Below are 18,166 nucleotides of genomic sequence, written 5' to 3'. Positions count from 1 at the left end.
CTACAGCGTTGTGTCCTGAAAGCCCAGCTCGGCACTCAGATCCAGCACCATGCGGCGCATCCAGCGATGCGCCGCATCCTTGTCGTGACGGGAATGCCAGTAAAGGCTGATATCGGGTGCCGGTATCGGGACCGGCGGCTGGAAGAACCGCAGGCCCAATGGCTCCCGCACCACGCGGGCGAACTGGACCGGCAACGCCGCCGTCATGCCGCCCCGCGCCACGGCCAGAGCGACCGCCTGAAAATGCGGCAGCGCGAGCGTCACCCGGCGGGACTGGCCGTGACGTTCCAATGCTGTATCGACCTGCCCCGTCATCGAGCCGTCAACCGAGCGGATGGCGTGATTGAGCTTGCAGAAGACCGCAAGCGGCATCGTCTCGCCCTCGGTCAGACCCGCAACGGCCGGATCGTCCCGCGCCGCAGCCATCACGAACGGCGACCGGAAAAGCGGCGTTTTCGCGACGCCTTCGGGCAAGGTGATCGGACGCTCCAGTGCCATGTCGGCCTGATCGTCACGCAGGATGCGTTCGACATCGCCAAGCGAGCTGTCCAGTACCCGTATCCGGACCCCCGGGGCGATGCCGTGCAGCTTCTCCGCCAGTTGCGGCATCATCAGCATCGAAAAGAAGTCGGATGTCAGAAGGGTGAACGTCCGCTCCAGCGTCGCCGGGTCAAAGGCCGGGCCGGGCGCCAGCATGCGCTCGATCTCTTCCAATGCGGATCGGGCGCGCGGCGCCAGTTCTTCGGCCCGCGGCGTCGGGATCATCGTATTGCCGCGGCGAACGAAAAGCTGATCGCCGAGCGCGTGGCGCAATCGGTTCAGCGCGGCACTGACGGCGGGTTGCGAGAGGCCGATCCGGTCGCCGGCCCGGGTCACGCCACGCTCCTGCCAGAGCGCGTCAAAAACACGGATCAGGTTGAGGTCGAGCGCATTGATATCCATGGCGTGGATCGGCCCTATAACAACTCGCAATTTCATTGATGGGCGAAGTTGCGCTAGTTTGCAAGCAGGCCGCCCGGAAGGTGGCACCAGACAAGGAACCCCGTCATGAACGCCCTATCGCAACCGGAGTCCCGGATCGAACTCTTCTGGTTTCTCAACAACCTGCTGGCTATCCCGGTCTCTGCCGCGCAGGGCGAGGACAATATCTCGGTCGTCGAACAATGGGCGGCCCATGGCGACAGCCCTCCCCTGCATATCCACCATTCGGAGGATGAGGTCTTCGTTTGCCTCGCGGGACGGCTTCGCATCAATATCGACGGCAAGGATGTCTATCTCGAAGCCGGAGGCACTGCGATGGCGCCCAAGGGCAGGCCTCACAGCTTCCGCGTCGAAAGCAAGGACGGGGCGCATTTTCTGGCGATCACAACCGGTAAGGATTTCGAGGGCATGGTGCGCCGGGTGGCCCGCAAGGCAACCGCCGCAACGCTGCCTGAACCGGCAGAGCCGACCGAAGATATGAAAGCCGAACTCACCTGGATCTGTGCCGAACACCGGATCCAGATCGTCGGCCCGCCCCTGCATTAAAGTCGGTTACAGCTTACCCGATGGCGGGCGATCGGCATTTGTCTGTCAGGTCGCACCAGCAACGCCTGTCAGCGAACGAATTTCCAGACAAAACCGACGGCCACAATGCCCGCGATCAACAGGACGGCCGGGTTGTCGACAAACGGACCTGCCCAAGCCAAGGACATGCCGCCCGAACCACCATGCGCCCCTGCCGCAATTCCATATTCAACCATGTCCTACCCCCAAGGACCTGACTGCATCTCAGCGATCATAGCACAAAGGCTGGAATAGAAGTGTTTTGATTTTAGCGATGTGGTTTCCCGCTTGCCTGCATTGTCGCGCCAGTCCGTCCGGTCGGCAGCCGACGTAAAAAAGGGGCGCGATCAGCGCCCCCTCGCATCACACATCTGTCTTCTGATCAGGCCTCGGCCTTCTCTACGGCTTTCGCCTCGACCGTATCGGCCCCTGCGATCTCGATCCGGCGCGGTTTCAGGGCTTCGGGCACTTCGCGGACGAGATCGACATGCAGCATGCCGTCAGCGTGGGTGGCACCGGTGACCTTCACATGATCAGCCAGCGCAAACCGGCGCTCGAAGGCGCGGGTGGCGATGCCGCGATGCAGATAGGTCTTGCTCTCGTCCTCGGCAGCTTTCCGGGCAGAGACGAGAAGCGCGCCTTCCTTCACCTCGACATTCAGCTCATCGCCCGTGAAACCGGCGACGGCGATGGTGATGCGGTAGGCATTTTCATCGGTCTTTTCGATGTTGTAGGGCGGATAGGTCGGCTGCGGCGCATCTGCCGACAGCACCCGGTCCATCAGATCGGCGATCCGGTCGAAACCGACGGTCGCACGGTAAAGCGGTGAAAAATCATAGGTTCTCATGGTCATCCTCCATCGAGCGATACCTGGGGCCCACCTTTCGGTCAGGCGATTGAACATCTCCGGGACCCGCATTCGGCACCCCGGCAGAGATCAGATGTGGACGGATTTTCTTGATTTCAAGGGGTCAGGGACGGATGAACCGCGCACCGCTCCCGGCGCTGTTGGTCCCGCCACCGGGGACGATCCGCCGCGCGGCGAAACCATCCGCGGTCGTGCTTGTCCCCGCGACATTCACCCCGCGCCCGGTCCGCAGCGCCTGACGCAGCCGGTCGACCGCGCCCGGCAGGGTCATTCCGAACGAAATCGGCTTGCCCTCATCGCGGTAGCCACCCGAGATGATCGAGACGATGACTGGGCGGTTTCCCGACCGGTCAAAAACCGGCGCCCCGGACGAGCCGAAATCGACATCGCAATCAAACGCGATGAGCCTGTCGCGCCGTCCGATCACGCCGCATTCCGCCTGCCGGGAGGGAGCCGCATCCCGGCCGCGCGCGAAGGACACCACGCCTACGCTGCGCAGCGATCCATTAAGATGCGCAACCCGGAAAGGGGCGGCCGTCGCCGCGGGAATCGGTTCGGCAAGTTCCAGAAGGGCGAGATCGGCCGATACCCGGGCCGCACCGTCGGTCTCCTGCGGATCGTAACTCGCATCCGCGACACTGCGCGCAACCGCGCTTTCCGCCACCGACCTGCCATCCCTGAGCCCGGCGCGGAACCGCAACACCGCGGGATCGAACGGGCCGTCGTCATCGACGATGCAATGGGCCGCCGTCAGCACGAGATCGGGTGCGATGAGCGTTCCGGTGCAGTAGCCATTTTCCCCGACCTCGACCCGCCCCACCGCTTCGAGCCCGAGAAGATCCTGCCTCAGGCTCAGGCGTTTAAGATCCTGACCGAGGCACGGACCGGACAGCAGAAGCGCGGTCAGCACGTATCCGGCAAACGCGCGCATCACTCCCTCACGGCTTTACGAACTTGGCGCCACCGGTGCCCTGGCTGTCGGCACTCCCGAACCCGACCGAAGGCACCACCTTACGGAAAGTCCCGTCATCGGCGGCAAAGGCCGCGCGCAATTCGTTCAGCGGCTGGTTCATCGCCGTGCCGAGTGCCACGCGCCGACCATCGACCTCCGCCTTGGCAGATACGACCGATACGATAACCGGTTCGCCACCCTGCATGCTGAAGATCGGGGCACCCGACGACCCGAATTCAACCGAACAGGTCAGGACGAGAATGCCGGGCTGGCGACCGAGCACTTCACAATCGTCCTCGAGCGACGGGGCTTCGGACCGGTCGAATCCGTAGGACACGATGCCGACCGTATCGCCGCCGCGCGGATCGGTCCCGATGGAAAAGGGCTGGATTGACGGCAGCCGGATCGGCGTGTCGAGCTCAAGGAAGGCCAGATCATAGGCCACCCGGTCCACACGTTCCCTGCCCTCATAGACATAATCTGGATGTGCAAGAACACGACGGACCTTGCGATAGGCAGCCGCACGTCCATTGCGCCAGCCCGCAAGGAAGGTGAAATCCTCGGTGTCATGCATGACGCCGCTATTCATGTCGTAAAGACAATGCGCGGCGGTCAGCACAAGCGAAGGTGCGATCAGTGCGCCGGAACAGAATGAATCATCGGAAATGTCGATGCGGCCCACGGCCTCCCAGCCGCGCGTGGCATCACCGGTTTCCAGCCTCTTGAGACCGGTTTCGGCACCAAGGGCCGCAACCGGCAAGAAAGCCAAAACTGTCGCCGCCAAGGTCTGCCGCATCTGTCCACCTCTCCCAGCCCAGTGTCCTATCTGGCCGTTAGGGCAAATTTATGGCCGGGCGTTCCTGCCCGGCCAGCCCTCATACGGAATGACAGTGCCTTTTGCCCGCACCGTGTCCTCAGCGCCCCAGAGCCGCCGGGCGCGGTCCACCGGTTGCCCAGTCGATGAGTTCGACCGTATGCACGATCGGCAGGTCGGTGCCCGATCCGATCTGCATCATGCAGCCGATATTGCCCGCCGCGATCAGGTCGGGCTTGCGCGCCTCAAGCGTCTTCACCTTCAGCGCCTTGAGTTCCGCCGAAATCTCTGGCTGCAGCAGATTGTAGGTGCCCGCCGAGCCGCAGCAGAGATGCGGGTCCGCGGGTTCCACGACCTCAAAGCCCACGGCCTTCAGCAGCGTCTTTGGGGCTGCCGTGACCTTCTGGCCATGCTGCAGGGAACAGGCAGCGTGGTAGGCGACCTTCAGGGCCTCGGGCGCTTGACCTTCCACACCAAGCCGCACCAGCAACTCGGTCACATCGCAGGCCAAAGCCGCGACACCCGCCGCATCCGCAGCCAGATCAGTGGTGCGGAACATATGGCCGTAATCCTTGACCGTCGTGCCGCAACCGCTGGTGTTGATGACGATGGCGTCCAGCCCCGCGCCGTTCTTCTCCGCCGTCCACGCCGAGATATTGGCAGCAGCCGAGGCATGCGCCTCAGCCTCGCGACCCATGTGATGGGTCAGCGCCCCGCAACAGCCCGCCCCCTTCGCGACGACGACTTCACAGCCCAGCCGCCGCAGCAGCCGGATCGTCGCATCATTGATGTCGGTGTTCAGCGCCTTCTGCGCACATCCGGTCATCAGCGCGACACGCATCCGCCGCTCGCCCGTTGCCGGGAACACCTGAGGCATGTCGTTGCGGCTGACCGGCGGTATCCGCTTCGGCGCCATTGCCACCATGGCCCTCAGCCGCGCATCGGGCAGAAGTCCTGCCAAGGGACGGGCCAGTTTCGCGCCCAAGAGCGACAATCGGAACAGCCGGGGATTGGGAATGACCCGTGCCAGAACCCATCGCAGGGCGCGATCCATGAATGGTCGCCGGTACGTCTTCTCGATGTGGGCGCGGGCGTGGTCCACCAGATGCATGTAATGCACACCCGATGGGCACGTGGTCATGCAGGCAAGGCACGAAAGGCAGCGGTCGATATGACCCACGGTTTTCTCATCCGCCGGGCGGTCGTTTTCCAGCATGTCCTTGATCAGGTAGATGCGCCCGCGCGGGCTGTCCAGCTCATCGCCCAGCACCTGATAGGTCGGGCAGGTCGCCGTGCAAAACCCGCAATGCACGCAGGACCTGAGGATTTCGTTCGCCCGGGCGATGCCGGGGTCCTGAAGCTGCTTTTCGGTGAAACTCGTCTGCATCAGCCCATCAGCCCCGGATTGAGAATGCCCTTCGGATCGAACCGAGCGCGAAGGTCCGCCGATATCTTCGCCAGCGCCGGGGGTTCGGGATGGAACGGCGCGATCCGGGCGCGGGTGTCTTCCGATGCGCGGATCAGAGTTGCATGTCCCTTGAACTGCCCCAGCCGTGCCCGTGCGTCCTCTCCCTCTGGCAGAAGCGCCCAGATCAACCCGCCGCCCCAATCCAGCATGTATTCACAAGCGAGCCCCGCCAAGAGTGCGGGCGCGTCAGACGGCCGCACGGACAACCTCCAGACGTCGCCACCCTTTTCCGCGAAAAGTGTGACATTCGTGACGCGCTTCCAAACGGCGGACACACGCACCGGGTCCGTCTCAATCCGAACCGGGCCGTGGGGAACCAGAAGTTCTTCAAGCTTGTCGGCCCGGTATTCGACCGATGCCGCGAACCCCTCGATCCTGATCAGAACGCCCTCTCCCGGTACGAAAGCCGCCCCGGTCACGTCATGGGGCGAGCCGAGCGCCGCCGACATCGCCGCGACGGCAGCCGTCGCGCCCTCGACACTAACGACCAGCGTCGCCGCCGCCGCCGGAACCGGCAGGACCTTCAGCGCCACCTCGGTCAGAACGCCAAGCGTGCCCCAGCTTCCGGCCATCAGTTTTACGAGGTCATAGCCGGTCACGTTCTTCATAACCCGGCCGCCATTCTTGACGATCGCCCCGGTGCCGTCGACGAACCGCACCCCCAGAAGCGCATCGCGGCAGGCGCCCGCCTGCACCCGCCGGGAGCCCGAGATATTGGCCGCCACCATCCCCCCCACGGTCGGATGCCCCCCGTGCCCCAGCAATCCGCGCCAGTCGGCAGGTTCGAAGGCCAGTCTCTGGCCTTCCTTTGACAGCGCGGCCTCCAGATCGGCAAGTCGCGTTCCTGCCCTGGCAACCACGGTCAGAGCTTCGGGTTCGTACAGCGTAATGCCAGACAGGTTCGAGAGATTCAGCACCTCTCCGGGCACCGGCCGCCCCACAGCCCGTGTTCCGCCACCGACGACATGCAACGGCTCGGTCGCCGCACCAACGGCCCCTGCCACCTCGTCTTCCGTCTCTGGCTTCATCATCTCATCTGTTCCGAACTAACTTGGGGGGTCCGAGAGAACGCCCCGGGATGACCGTCAGGCTGCGCGTCGACCGGCACTTACAGTCAAGGGAAACACTTTTGCGGGGTTCAGGAGCCATGTTGGATCGAAGACATCCTTGACTCGCATCTGCGCCTCCATGTCCGCCGGTGAATACTGATCGGGCATCAGGTCCCGCTTTTCGATGCCAACGCCATGTTCGCCCGTCAGGCAACCACCCACCTCGACGCAGAGCTTCAGGATCGCGGCCCCGAAGGCTTCGCAGGTCTCCAGATCGCCGGGCTTGTTGGCGTCAAAAAGGATAAGGGGATGCATATTGCCGTCGCCGGCATGGAATACATTTGCGACATCCAGCCCGTATTCCCGGCTCATCTCGCCGATCCGCTTCAGGACATGCGGCAGCGCGGAAACCGGGATCGTTCCGTCGAGGCACATATAGTCGTTGATCTGCCCCATCGCACCGAAAGCCGACTTGCGGCCAAGCCAGATTTTCTTTGCCTCGTCCTCGGATGCGGCCTCTCGAAACTCGACTGGATCGTGACGCATTGTGATCTGCCGGATAAGGGCAAGCTGTTCGTCGATCTCGGCTGGTGCGCCCTCGACCTCGACGATTAGCAGCGCCTCGCAATCGGGATAACCGGCCTTGGCGAAATCCTCGCAGGCGCGGATGCAGGGGCGGTCCATGAACTCGATCGCCACTGGCAGGACACCGGCCTTGATAATATCGGCGACGCAAGCGCCCGCGACTTCGTTGGAGTTGAAGGCGATCAGCACCGGGCGAGCACCTTCAGGCTTGGGCAGAATGCGCAGGGTGGCTTCGGTCACGACGCCAAGCTGGCCTTCCGACCCGCAGACAACACCCAGCAGGTCGAGCCCGCCCGCATCCATATGGGCGCCCCCGATCTGCAAGACTTCGCCCGCCATCGTCACCATGGTCACGCCAAGAAGGTTGTTCGTCGTCACCCCGTATTTCAGGCAATGCGCGCCGCCCGAATTCATCGCGATGTTGCCCGCAATAGCGCAGGCAAGTTGTGACGATGGGTCTGGCGCATAGAAGAATCCGTCAGCCTCCACCGCGCCCGTAACGGACAGGTTGGTCCGTCCGGCCTCCACCCGAATGAAACGGTCGGCATAATCGACCTCCAGCACCCGGTTCATGCGCGCAATTCCAAGGATCACCGAATCGGCCGTCGGCAGCGCCCCGCCCGCCAGCGATGTGCCCGACCCGCGCGGCACGACCGGCACGCCTTCAGCGTGGCAGACCTTCAGCGCTGCCGCCACCTCGTCGGTCGAACGCGGCAGGACGACAGCCAGAGGCGGACAGCGGTAAGCGGCCAGCGCATCGCATTCATAGGCGCGCGTCTCAGTCGGATCGTCGATGACCGCATCTGCGGGCAGGACTCGACGCAGACGGGCGACAATGTCCGAGCGTCGTGCAATGATAGTCGGGTCTGGCGCCGGAATCTGCATTTCATCCTCCAAATTGGTCAAAAATTATAACCAATTTTACGATAACGCAACCAAATGATTGCTCCACTGGATTATCCCCCGCATTCCCGCGCCACCGCACGTCAAAGTGATACCCAGATTGTCGCGATCATGTCAGTCTGTACCCATGATCAGAACCGGACTGCTTCTTTCCATCCTCGTCGTCGCACCAGCCTATGCCGACGCGCCGAAGGTTGTAACCGCCGAAGCTGTCCAGCAGGGCGCGGGCTGGACCGTTTCCGTGACGCTGGCCCATCCTGACACCGGTTGGGACCATTATGCCAGCGGCTGGGAGGTCCTTGCGCCAGACGGCGTAAAGCTCGGTTACCGCGAGTTGACTCACCCTCATGTCGAGGAACAGCCCTTCACCCGGTCGCTGTCCGGCGTGACGATCCCCGACGGGCTCGACCATGTACTCATCCGACCGCGCTGCACGCTCGATGGCTGGGTAGGAAGCCCGACACAACTGGACTTGTCCAACTGATTGCTCAGCGGTCTCTTGCCGAAAAGTGGACGCTACGTAAATCTGTCATCAACTTGTCATCGGGGAATCGCAAAAGTTGTGGTATCCTTAGCTTCGCAGCCACAATTGCACAAAAAACATAGACAATTCGGGAGGATGTCATGAGCCAGGCAAAACGCCGCGACGATATTGATCTGTTCGTGGAAGACCTGCTGGCGAGACCCGAGCGTGCGGAAGAGCTGAAGCGCATGCTGCGCGACCGGCTCGGCGCCCCGGTTCCGGCGACAGGACGTCGGTCACATCTCAGAGTTGTATCCGATACCGCCAGCGATCCTGACAGCCTTTGGGACAACGTACCGGTCTGACAACCGCAAACATCGGTCTTCAGTATCTTATCCATCGTCCGGGCCTGTGCCCGGACGGCCCCGTCAGGTGACGCCCTGCACCAACCTGTCGAACTGACTTTCGCCTGATTGCGAAAAGTGCACGACCCGGGTTGCAGGGTCGCGCCGGGCCCAGCCGAGTTCTTCAAACCGGGTCAGCAGCACTCGACCTAGACTGCCTGCCAGATGTGCCCGCCTCTCGCTCCAGTCCAGACAATCGCGGCAAAGCGGTGCCCGGCCTTTGTCCAGCGCATCGAGATCAATTCCGAAGTCGCGGACAAAGGCAGCGCCCGAACCCGTCAGGATCAATGACTCCCCGTCCCGGCCGAGATAGCCCCGTACAATGAAGCGGTCATAGAGCCGTGTGCCCATGTCACCGGCCAGGTGGTTGTAGCAGACCCGCGCCTTGCGCAGGGCTTCATCCCGTGGCCCTGTCCGCGTGCGCAGATGCCCCGCCTTCGCGGCAAGCCCCATCAGTGCCTCCAACACCCGCGCGACCTCATCGTCCGCAAGCGAGACATATTTGTGCCGCCCCTGCTTCAGAGCCCGCGTCAGCCCACCCCGTTCGAGCTTGGCCAGATGCCCGCTCGTGGTCTGAAGCGTCACGCCTGCCTCCCGCGCCAGCTCGGTCGCGGTCAGGGCCTTGCCGCTCATCAGGGCGGTCAGGATATTGGCACGGGCCGGGTCACCGATCAGGGCGGCGATGCGGGCGATGTCGGGGCCGTCTTTCATAGTTCGACCATAGTCGAACCATTTACGTCGGACAATCCGCGATCCTGCCTCTCCATGAGAGGAGAGTAATATGCTGACCTGCATCATCCGCTATCATATCGACACGACGAAGCGCGGCCAGCGGCTTAACCCATCCACCGCCGCAGGTATCGTCACCGCAATCGTCGGAGTCGTTCTGATCAACTGGCCAAATGCGCGCCGTGCCCGTCCGGCCTGATCAACGCCGCCCTTCGCGCAACCATGCGCCCACGGTCAGCGCGGCGGCGATCAGAAGGAACGCCCAGGCAGGCAGCAGCGGAGCAATACGGATATCGAGTGTCTGATAGGCCTCGCGCGGGGTGATCCCGATCCAGCCGCGCCCGATCGCGGGCCGCCCTTCCCGGACCCGCCGGACATCCGGCGCGCCGTTTTCCAGCGCGAGAAATCCGCCATTCGTGGGCGTGACCAGCGCAGCCAGCTTGTCCTCGCTTGCGATGGTTTCCTCGAACTCCTTCGGCGCGGCAGGGCCGAGCGCCATCACCCGGTCCAACTCGCCATCCGTCATCCGGTAAAGCCCGATCTCGGGTGCCTGAAACTCTGCCCGGTAGCGGCCCGGTGCTGCCTCTGTCAGCTGTAGGACCGTCTCGGTCCCGTCTGGTGCCGTCACCGTTACCTCGCGCGCGCCTTCTGTAAGGGTCCGGCGGGTGATGGTCAGGCTCTGGCCCTCCGCCTCGGCGGTGAGCGCCTCCTCCTCCAGATCGGGTTCCTTCATCATCCAGTGGGCAAGACGGCGCAGCAACTCCAGTTGCGGCCCGCCCCCCTCAAAACCCCGGTTCCAGAGCCAGGCATGGTCGGACGCCAGAAGCGCGATCCGCCCCTCGCCGACCCGGTTCAAAACCAGAAGCGGTTTGGCCCGTGGTCCTTCCATCACCACCTGGCCGACCGGGTCCGCCAGTTCGACAAGTCGCATCCAACGTCCCCATTCGGGTGCCCCGACGCTGCCTGCAACGCCCCCTTCAGGCGTGTAGGTCTCCAGCCCCTCGGTCACCGGGTGGCGCTGGCCCAGATCCGACACAAGGGGGCGATACCCCTCATCAATCACGATCGCGGTGGGGCGTGCGGGCAGAATGTCGCCCAGCCCGGAATGATAGAGGCTTTCGACCGAGGCAAAGTCCGGCCCGGCAGAAACCAGAACCGCCCCGCCCTTTTCAACATAGTCTCGGATATTGTCGAGGTACGAGGCCGGCAGAATGCCCCTCAAACGATAGCGGTCGAAGATGATCAGATCGAACTCTTCGATCTTCTCGATAAACAGCTCCCGCGTCGGAAACGCGATCAGCGAAAGCTCCGAAACAGGCACCCCGTCCTGCTTTTCTGGCGGGCGCAGGATGGTGAAATGCACGAGGTCGACCGCGCTGTCAGACTTCAGGAGGTTACGCCAGGTGCGCTCGCCCGCATAGGGCTCGCCCGAAACCAGCAGCACGCGCAGCCGGTCGCGTACCCCGTTGATCTGTACAACCGCCATATTGTTGCGGTCGGTCAGTTCACCTTCGTCCGTGGCAAGTTTGATCTGCACCACGTTCTGGCCGCCATGGTCGAGTGTCAGGGGCAGGTCCAGATCCTCGCCCACCGGCACGGTGAAATCCTGCGCCGCGCCACCGTCGATGGCGACCGACAGAACCACCGGGCGCCCGGCCAATTGACCCGGCATGCTGCCTTGCTCCTCAACCCGGAGCGTCAGGTTGACCGGCTCGCCGATGATGCCAAAAACCGGCGCGGTCTTGACCATCAGCCGCCTGTCCCAATCCGACCCGTGACCGGTCAGCAAGACATTCAACGGTGCAGGCATGTCGGCACCGACATCAAGGTCATGGACCTGCCCGTCCGTGACAAGGATCGCGCCCGCGACCCGTGCGCGCGGCTCTTCCGCAAGCGCCTGCGACAGCGCGGTGAGCGCCAGTGTGCCGGTATCCCCGGCCCCGTCGCCGACGACGATCTTTCGAAGTTCGGTATCGGGCAGCGCCGCCACCTCTGCCTCGATCCGCGCGACAGCGGCAGCGGTTTGCTCGGCGCGGTCCGATATCTTCTGGCTCGCGCTTTCGTCAACAACAAGGATGACGATGTCCGACAAAGGCCGCCGGTTCTCGGTCTGCAGCGACGGCTGCGCGATTCCGGCTAGCATTACGGCGGCCGCAAGCATCCTCAGCCAGCCGCCCGACAGCCCGCGCCAAAGCGCGAAGCCGGTCATGATCGCGGCCAGAACCGCCGCCGCCCAGATCACAGGCCAGGGCAGAAGCGGATCAAAAACCACCTGACCGTTCATTGCCCCAGCCTTTCCAGAAGCGCTGGCACATGGACCTGGTCGGATTTGTAGTTGCCAGTCAGGACATGCATGATCAGGTTGACGCCGAAGCGATACGCAATCTCGCGCTGGCGCTCTCCGCCAAGCCCGCTACCGACCGGCAGAAGCGGTCGTGCATTATCGTCAACCGCCCAGGCGCCGGCCCAGTCATTACCGCCGATCACCACCGGCGTCACCCCGTCATTGAGGTTGCGGAACGGCATACCCTCGGCGCGTTCTGCGTCAGGCGGCGCGGCCTCGACCCACACCGAACGGCCGGCATGGCGGCCGGGGAAGTCCTGCAGCAGGTAAAAGGCGCGGGTCAGCACATGGTCCGAAGGGATCGGTTCCAGCGGTGGAATATCGAGGGGCGCGGCAAGGGCTTGCAGGCGACGGCCTTCCGGCGAGGCCGCACCAAAACCTGCGACATCGGCATCCCTCGTATCGAAAAGGATCATGCCGCCCGACCGGAGATAGCGGTTGAGCTTGCGATATGCCTCTGGCGAGGGCGCAGACTGGGTCGTCGTCACCGGCCAGTAAAGAAAGGTGAAGACAGACAGGTCATCGGCTTCCAGATCGACGGACATCGGCAGGATCGGCTCGACCGAGGTTCGGGCAAAGAGCACCTCCGACAGACCGAGGAGCCCCGCCTGCGCGACCTCGTCCACGCGGGCATCACCGGTGGTGACATGAGCGAGAACCACGCTTCCTGTCGCTTCGATCAGCCGCGTGTCCGCATCTGACTGCGCCCGGGCACCCTCTGGCAAGGGCAACAGAATCGCGGTGGCCAACACCATTGCAATACCCGCTTGCGCGCCCCTGAGCCGCCCTGAAAGCGCCAGAGAAGCCACGAGGTCGATCATCAACAATGTCAGTGCCACCGCGAGGAACCAGCCCTTCAGAAGCGTCTCGCGCAGGGCGCTCAACCCTTCAATAACCGTACCCGAAGGCCACTCCGCCGCCGCCAGTTTCCGACCGGTTGCGATGACATTCACGGCAATCAGACGGTCGCCCGAGGCATAAAGCCCGGGCGGCAGGTCTGGGCCGAGTGCCGGCTCTGCCAGCCGCTCGCCCGGAATGCCGGGCAGGTCACTTGCCTCCTGCAGGTTGCCGAACGCGTCAAGCACCCGCTCGGCAACCCAGGTCGTCCCTTCCAGCTCGGCCTCGGCAGGCCGAACCGGGCGGCTTGAAACCGCAAGCCGCTCAAGCATCTGCACGAAGAGACCCGAAAGCGGCAGGTTCGACCATTCGGCGTTTGCGGTGACGTGGAACAGCACGACCTGCCCCTCACCGATCGACCGCCGGGTCACGAGCGGTGTGCCATCGGACAGTTCGGCAATCGTTGCCTCGGCCAGATCAGGGCCGGGCTGTGCCAGAACCTGCGCCGTGACCGTGACATCGGTTGGCAGGGCGAGCCCGCGAAAGGGTGAGCCTTCGGCGAAGGGCTGCAGCGTCTTGGGTTCGCCCCAGCTCATCGCGCCGCCAACTGAACGGCCACCCGCCCGCAACCGCACCGGCAGCAGAGGATCGGACGCATCACGACCCACATCCGAGGCCGCAAGCCGTGGCCCGGCAAATCGTACCAAGAGCCCGCCAGCCTCGACCCAATCGACCAGCGCCCCCTCCTCCGTCACCTTGGCGATATCGGCGAGGATCACCACATCGGGATTGGACAATAGAACGTCGCCCACGGTGCCTTCGATCACCTCGGCTGTCGGCACCAGAGCCTGACGCAGGTAGTGATCGGGCGCCAGCAGTTGCAAGCCCTCGCGGTCCACCGTGCCTGCGACCAGCGCCACTTTCCGACGCTTCAGCGCGTCATCGGCCAGGGCCACCGCCCCCGCCGTTGCCTCGCCCGCGATCTCGAACCGGGTAATGCGATTGCGCAACTCGGGTGGAAGGTCGAATGCAGCCGTAACGCTGGTTTCACCAGACGCGAACTCGGCCGCCGAGCGCGCCAGTTCCCGCTCGATCCCTGCCGGATCGAGCCCGCGCGCCACAACCTCGGTGGGTCCCGCCGCCACGTCCCGCGCCCTGAGAACGTCTACGCCAACCTGACCGCCCTCGTATGTCGCGGCGCCGAGCGCACGCACATCGCGCAAGCTCTCGACCGCCTTCACCTGGCCCCGCGCCGCCAGCACGTCGGTCAGTTCAGCTCTGCCGTCCCGCGCGATCCCGTCTGACAGCCAGAGCGTGTCAAAACCTTCCTCGGGCAGAGCCGAAGTCAGCGCTTTCATATCCTCGACCCCCGGCTCCCAGGCACGGGGCTGCAATCCCGGCAACCCGCGCGCCACGGTATCGGCAGCCGCAAAGACCAGCTCTCCCGGCGGGATATCGGTGAGCGCGACAAGCGCCACCGGCCGCCCGGCACGCCCCGCTTCGGAGAGGGCGGCAGCGATGCGCTGGGTTCGGCGCGGCCAGTCGCGGGCATCGGCCCAGCTTCCGTCAACGAGGATCAGAAGCGGCCCGTCGCCTGCCTCCGTTTGTTCGGGGTTCAGGACCGGTCCGGCAAACCCGGCAATGATCGCTGCCACGGCGAGCATCCGGATCAGCAGCAACCACCAGGGCGTCCGGTCGGTCTGTTGTTCGTCGTCCTTCAGCCCCAGCAGAAGCGCCACGCCCGGAAACCGCCGACGGATCGGCGCGGGCGGAATGGCGCGCAAGAGCAGCCACAGCACCGGCAGCGCCACGAGCCCCCAAAGGAGCCAGGGTACGGTAAAGCCGATGGGGCCGAGGACGAACATCAGTGATCCTTCCTCAGCGCGGCATAAAGCCAAAGCAGCGCCGACTGGGCAGACGCACCCGTATGATGCGTGGTGAACAGCCACCCTGCCCGCCGGGCGAACGCGGCCAGCCGTTCCTTGCGTTCCGCCAGCCGTTCCCGATAACGGTCGCGCAGATCGCCCGCCTTCAGCGTTTCATGCAGCATGGTCCCGGCCATACTTTCAAAGATCGTGCGCCCGTCATAGGGAAAGGCTTCTTCGACAGGGTCGAGGATCTGCATCAGCACCCCGGTCACACCCTTATCGGCCGCAAGACCCAGCGCTTTTTCGACCCCTTCGGGCGCGCCCATGAAATCCGAGATGAAGACCGCACGCGATCCGGGAAGAATGGCGCGCGCCTCGGGCGCGCCGAAATCAGCCTCACCCGCCGGGCGGGTGAAGGCGTGGGCAAGGCGCAAAAGCTGCACCTCGCCCGAACGCGGTGGCGCAATCGGATCGGTCAACCCGACTCTTTCGCCCGCACGGATCAGAAGAACGCCTAGCGCGAGCGCCAGCAGCCGCGCACGATCGGCCTTCGACTGGCGCTTCTGGTCGCCGGTGAATTCCATTGACTGTGCATCATCGACCCAAAGATGCACCGACTGCGCCGCCTGCCACTCCCGTTCACGCACGAATTGCGCGTCAGCCTTGCCCGACCGGCGCCAGTCGATGAACCGCGCCTCGTCGCCCGCATGGGCGGGGCGGTACTGCCAGAACTCAGACCCCATGCCGGAGAGGCGGCGGCCATGTTCGCCAAGCTGCACGGTTGACGCGAGATGCCGGGCATCGGCCATCAGGGGCGGCAGGGCAGACGCCAAACCTTCCGCATTGCGTCTCAGGCCCGCCGGGCGGGCCGACATATGTCCGGTGGTGGTCAAGCCGCCTCGGCCCGGGTGATGTCACGCGCCACCCCGTCGATGATATCGGCCAATTCCTCGCCCCGGGCGCGGGCAGCGAAGGAGAGCGCCATGCGGTGGCTGAGCACCGGTCGGGCGAGGGCCAGAACGTCCTCGGCCGAGGGCGCCAGACGACCATTCAGAAGCGCCCGCGCCCGGACCGTCAGCATCAGGGCCTGAGCGGCACGGGGCCCCGGCCCCCAGCTGACACTGTCATTGATCGCCTGACCGGCCTCCGCCTCGCCCGGACGGCAGGCGCGGACCAGATCGAGGATCAGTTCGACGATCTTGTCGCCCACCGGCATGCGCCGCACTGTGGTCTGGGCGGCGATCAGGTCTTCAGCCGTGAAGATGCGCGGGCTTTCCTGTTTCGCGACGCCGGTCGTCGCCAGAAGGATATCACGTTCGGTATCACGATCCGGATATTCGACATCGATCTGGACAAGGAACCGGTCAAGCTGCGCCTCCGGCAGCGGATAGGTGCCTTCCTGTTCAATCGGGTTCTGGGTGGCAAGCACATGGAACGGCGCGGGCAGCTTGCGGTGCTGACCGGCGATTGTGACCTCGCGTTCCTGCATCGCCTGCAACAAAGCCGACTGGGTACGGGGGCTGGCGCGGTTGATCTCATCGGCCATCAGCAACTGACAGAATACCGGTCCTTCGATGAACCGGAAGCTGCGCGAACCATCCTTCGCTGTCTCCAGCACCTCGGACCCCAGGATATCGGCAGGCATCAGGTCCGGCGTGAACTGCACCCGACCCGACGTGAGGCCCATGACCGTGCCGAGCGTATCGACCAGCATGGTCTTGCCCATGCCCGGCAGGCCGACCAACAAACCATGCCCGCCACACAGGAGTGCCGCCAGCGACAGTTCCACCACCCGCTCTTGCCCGATGAAACGGCGTCCGACCGCCTGCCGCGCCTCGGCGATCTTTTCGCCCAAGGCTTCGATCTCGGTCAGAAGTTCATCGGCCTCGGCCATGACGCGCGCTCCTTCATCTCTCACGATGAGTTAAGTATAGATGGGATCATAAAGGCAGAAATTCGACACGGCACCAATGGCGAATTCGGAAAAAGAACAATTGATCGTGAAATCCTCGGCGGAAAACCTCGCAGCGGCTGCCAAAGCCGCGGGCAAGAAGGGGCCGCCGCCGGTGCATCTCTGGAACCCACCCTTCTGCGGCGATCTGGACATGGAGATCCGGCGCGACGGGACGTGGTTCTACCTTGGGACGCCGATCAACCGGCATGGTTTGGTGAAGCTTTTCAGTTCCATCATCCGGAAGGACGGCGATGACTTCTTCCTGGTTACCCCGGTCGAAAAGGTCGGTATCCGCGTCATCGATGCGCCTTTCGTTGCGGTTGACGTCAATGCCTCAGGCACTGGCCGCGACCAGACGATCACCTTCGTGACCAATGTCGAGGACGAGGTCACTGCCGGCCCGGCCCACCCGATCCGCGTCGTCCGAAACCCCGAAACCGGCGAGCCCTCGCCCTATATCCTCATCCGGCGCAACCTTGAGGCGCTGATCGACCGCAAGACCTTCTACCGGCTGGTTGAGCATGGGGCACACGAGGACCGGGACGGGACAAGCTGGTTCGGCCTCTGGTCCGGTGGCGACTTCTTTCCGGTCATCCCTTCGACGGAGTTGACATAGGTGCCTAAATTCTGTGCCAACCTGTCCTGGCTCTTTCAGGAGCGCCCTCTGATGGACCGCTTTCGCGCCGCCGTCGAAGCGGGGTTCGAGGCGGTCGAGATCCTCTTTCCCTATGACGCCCCGGCGCAGGACATGCGCGACCAGATGATCTGGAATGGGCTGACATTCGTCCTGATGAACTGCCCGCCGCCCAATGCAACCGGCGGTCCGCAGGGCTTCGCCGCGATCCCGGGGCTGGAGGATCGCTTTCGCCGCGATTTCGAGAGGACCTTGCGGTTTGCGCAGGTTCTGAAGCCGCGCCATATCCATATCATGGCGGGCGTAACGGAGGGGGCGGAGGCCGAGGCGACCTTCGTCCAGAACCTGAAATGGGCCGCCGCCCGTGCGCCCAAACAAAGCCTGACCATCGAGCCCATCAACCGCCACGACATGCCGGGCTATTTCCTTGCGGATTACGGCACCGCCGCGCGCGTGCTGGACGCCGTTGCCGCCCCGAACCTTGCGCTGCAATTCGACGCCTACCATGCCCACCGGATCACCGGCGACGTGATGGGAAGCTGGGCGGCCCACGGCAACCGCGCGGTTCACGTTCAGGTCGCGGGGTTTCCCGGCCGCAATGAACCGGCCGGGGGCGAGATCGACTATCCCGCCTTCTTCGCACGGCTCGACGCAGAGGGTTTTGGCGGCTGGGTCAGCGGCGAATACGCGCCTGCCACCTCCACCGAAGCGGGCCTTGACTGGATGCGGTAGTGTCTAAGCCGGACTAC

Annotated in this window: 19 protein-coding genes; 6 read left to right on the top strand and 13 right to left on the bottom strand. The window is 64.2% G+C overall.

The features are described from left to right. Positions 1-942 carry a LysR family transcriptional regulator gene (locus QKW60_RS09985; protein WP_282368447.1) on the bottom strand — a complete coding sequence of 314 codons (942 nt, stop codon included), beginning with the start codon at positions 940-942 and terminating at the stop codon, positions 1-3. Between the two features lie 105 nt (positions 943-1,047). Here QKW60_RS09985 and QKW60_RS09980 point away from each other — a divergent pair, with 105 nt between their 5' ends. Continuing rightward, entirely contained in the window at positions 1,048-1,527 is a 480-nt protein-coding gene (locus tag QKW60_RS09980; RefSeq protein ID WP_282368446.1) for a cupin domain-containing protein, read from the top strand. 68 nt (positions 1,528-1,595) lie between these two features. Here the strand turns inward: QKW60_RS09980 and QKW60_RS09975 are convergent, their stop codons facing one another. The 7 genes from QKW60_RS09975 to QKW60_RS09945 all read right to left on the bottom strand — a co-directional run bounded on the left by QKW60_RS09975 (position 1,596) and on the right by QKW60_RS09945 (position 8,166). Then, positions 1,596-1,742 carry a hypothetical protein gene (locus QKW60_RS09975; RefSeq protein WP_282368445.1) on the bottom strand — a complete coding sequence of 49 codons (147 nt, stop codon included), beginning with the start codon at positions 1,740-1,742 and terminating at the stop codon, positions 1,596-1,598. Between the two features lie 185 nt (positions 1,743-1,927). Then, complete coding sequence (locus tag QKW60_RS09970; protein WP_282368444.1) at positions 1,928-2,392, bottom strand: Hsp20 family protein; 465 nt, start codon at positions 2,390-2,392, stop codon at positions 1,928-1,930. Positions 2,393-2,516: 124 nt separating this feature from the next. After that, positions 2,517-3,344 carry a trypsin-like serine peptidase gene (locus tag QKW60_RS09965; RefSeq protein ID WP_282368443.1) on the bottom strand — a complete coding sequence of 276 codons (828 nt, stop codon included), beginning with the start codon at positions 3,342-3,344 and terminating at the stop codon, positions 2,517-2,519. 7 nt (positions 3,345-3,351) lie between these two features. Beyond that, positions 3,352-4,161, bottom strand: a complete 810-nt coding sequence (locus QKW60_RS09960; RefSeq protein ID WP_282368442.1) for a trypsin-like serine peptidase — start codon at positions 4,159-4,161, stop codon at positions 3,352-3,354. A 118-nt stretch (positions 4,162-4,279) separates the two neighbouring features. Next, positions 4,280-5,566, bottom strand: a complete 1,287-nt coding sequence (gene glcF, locus QKW60_RS09955) for a glycolate oxidase subunit GlcF (protein WP_282368441.1) — start codon at positions 5,564-5,566, stop codon at positions 4,280-4,282. Further along, a complete protein-coding gene (gene glcE / locus QKW60_RS09950) occupies positions 5,566-6,675 on the bottom strand; it encodes a glycolate oxidase subunit GlcE (protein WP_282368678.1) in 1,110 nt (369 codons plus the stop codon). Before glcE ends, glcF begins: the two co-directional genes overlap by 1 nt. 57 nt (positions 6,676-6,732) lie before the next feature. Next, the gene (locus QKW60_RS09945) at positions 6,733-8,166 is read right to left on the bottom strand and encodes an FAD-linked oxidase C-terminal domain-containing protein (protein ID WP_282368440.1); all 1,434 of its coding nucleotides are present in this window, start codon (positions 8,164-8,166) and stop codon (positions 6,733-6,735) included. Positions 8,167-8,311: 145 nt separating this feature from the next. Between QKW60_RS09945 and QKW60_RS09940 the strand changes: the two genes are divergently transcribed. Continuing rightward, positions 8,312-8,668 (top strand): hypothetical protein, encoded by a 357-nt coding sequence (locus tag QKW60_RS09940; RefSeq protein WP_282368439.1) that lies wholly within the window; start codon positions 8,312-8,314, stop codon positions 8,666-8,668. Between the two features lie 140 nt (positions 8,669-8,808). Then, positions 8,809-9,012: a hypothetical protein gene (locus QKW60_RS09935; protein WP_282368438.1), complete on the top strand. Its 204-nt coding sequence runs from the start codon at positions 8,809-8,811 to the stop codon at positions 9,010-9,012. A gap of 63 nt (positions 9,013-9,075) precedes the next feature. On the opposite strand, the gene QKW60_RS09930 is transcribed toward QKW60_RS09935, so the two are convergent. Further along, positions 9,076-9,762, bottom strand: coding sequence for an ArsR/SmtB family transcription factor (locus QKW60_RS09930; RefSeq protein ID WP_282368437.1), 687 nt, complete (start codon positions 9,760-9,762; stop codon positions 9,076-9,078). A gap of 70 nt (positions 9,763-9,832) precedes the next feature. Here QKW60_RS09930 and QKW60_RS09925 point away from each other — a divergent pair, with 70 nt between their 5' ends. Then, a complete protein-coding gene (locus QKW60_RS09925) occupies positions 9,833-9,979 on the top strand; it encodes a hypothetical protein (protein ID WP_282368436.1) in 147 nt (48 codons plus the stop codon). Here the strand turns inward: QKW60_RS09925 and QKW60_RS09920 are convergent, their stop codons facing one another. Genes QKW60_RS09920 through QKW60_RS09905 form a run of 4 tightly spaced genes read right to left on the bottom strand, consistent with a single transcriptional unit; the run spans position 9,980 to position 16,723 of the window. After that, positions 9,980-12,064, bottom strand: a complete 2,085-nt coding sequence (locus QKW60_RS09920) for a hypothetical protein (protein ID WP_282368435.1) — start codon at positions 12,062-12,064, stop codon at positions 9,980-9,982. Continuing rightward, the gene (locus tag QKW60_RS09915) at positions 12,061-14,826 is read right to left on the bottom strand and encodes a DUF4159 domain-containing protein (RefSeq protein ID WP_282368434.1); all 2,766 of its coding nucleotides are present in this window, start codon (positions 14,824-14,826) and stop codon (positions 12,061-12,063) included. The genes QKW60_RS09920 and QKW60_RS09915 overlap by 4 nt, the downstream gene beginning before the upstream one ends. Next, complete coding sequence (locus QKW60_RS09910) at positions 14,826-15,704, bottom strand: DUF58 domain-containing protein (RefSeq protein ID WP_282368676.1); 879 nt, start codon at positions 15,702-15,704, stop codon at positions 14,826-14,828. Before QKW60_RS09910 ends, QKW60_RS09915 begins: the two co-directional genes overlap by 1 nt. Positions 15,705-15,718: 14 nt before the next feature. Further along, positions 15,719-16,723 carry an AAA family ATPase gene (locus QKW60_RS09905; RefSeq protein WP_282368432.1) on the bottom strand — a complete coding sequence of 335 codons (1,005 nt, stop codon included), beginning with the start codon at positions 16,721-16,723 and terminating at the stop codon, positions 15,719-15,721. A 76-nt stretch (positions 16,724-16,799) separates the two neighbouring features. Here QKW60_RS09905 and QKW60_RS09900 point away from each other — a divergent pair, with 76 nt between their 5' ends. Both QKW60_RS09900 and QKW60_RS09895 read left to right on the top strand, forming a co-directional pair. Beyond that, positions 16,800-17,399 (top strand): DUF1285 domain-containing protein, encoded by a 600-nt coding sequence (locus tag QKW60_RS09900; RefSeq protein WP_282368430.1) that lies wholly within the window; start codon positions 16,800-16,802, stop codon positions 17,397-17,399. A 51-nt stretch (positions 17,400-17,450) separates the two neighbouring features. Beyond that, on the top strand, positions 17,451-18,149 hold the full coding sequence (locus QKW60_RS09895) for a hydroxypyruvate isomerase family protein (RefSeq protein ID WP_336619162.1): 699 nt from the start codon (positions 17,451-17,453) through the stop codon (positions 18,147-18,149). Positions 18,150-18,166: the final 17 nt, after the last annotated feature.

This window comes from Albidovulum aestuarii (genome assembly GCF_029961185.1).
In the GTDB taxonomy this organism is placed as follows: Bacteria; Pseudomonadota; Alphaproteobacteria; order Rhodobacterales; family Rhodobacteraceae; genus Albidovulum; species Albidovulum aestuarii.
This window is presented reverse-complemented; position numbering and strand designations above follow the sequence as displayed.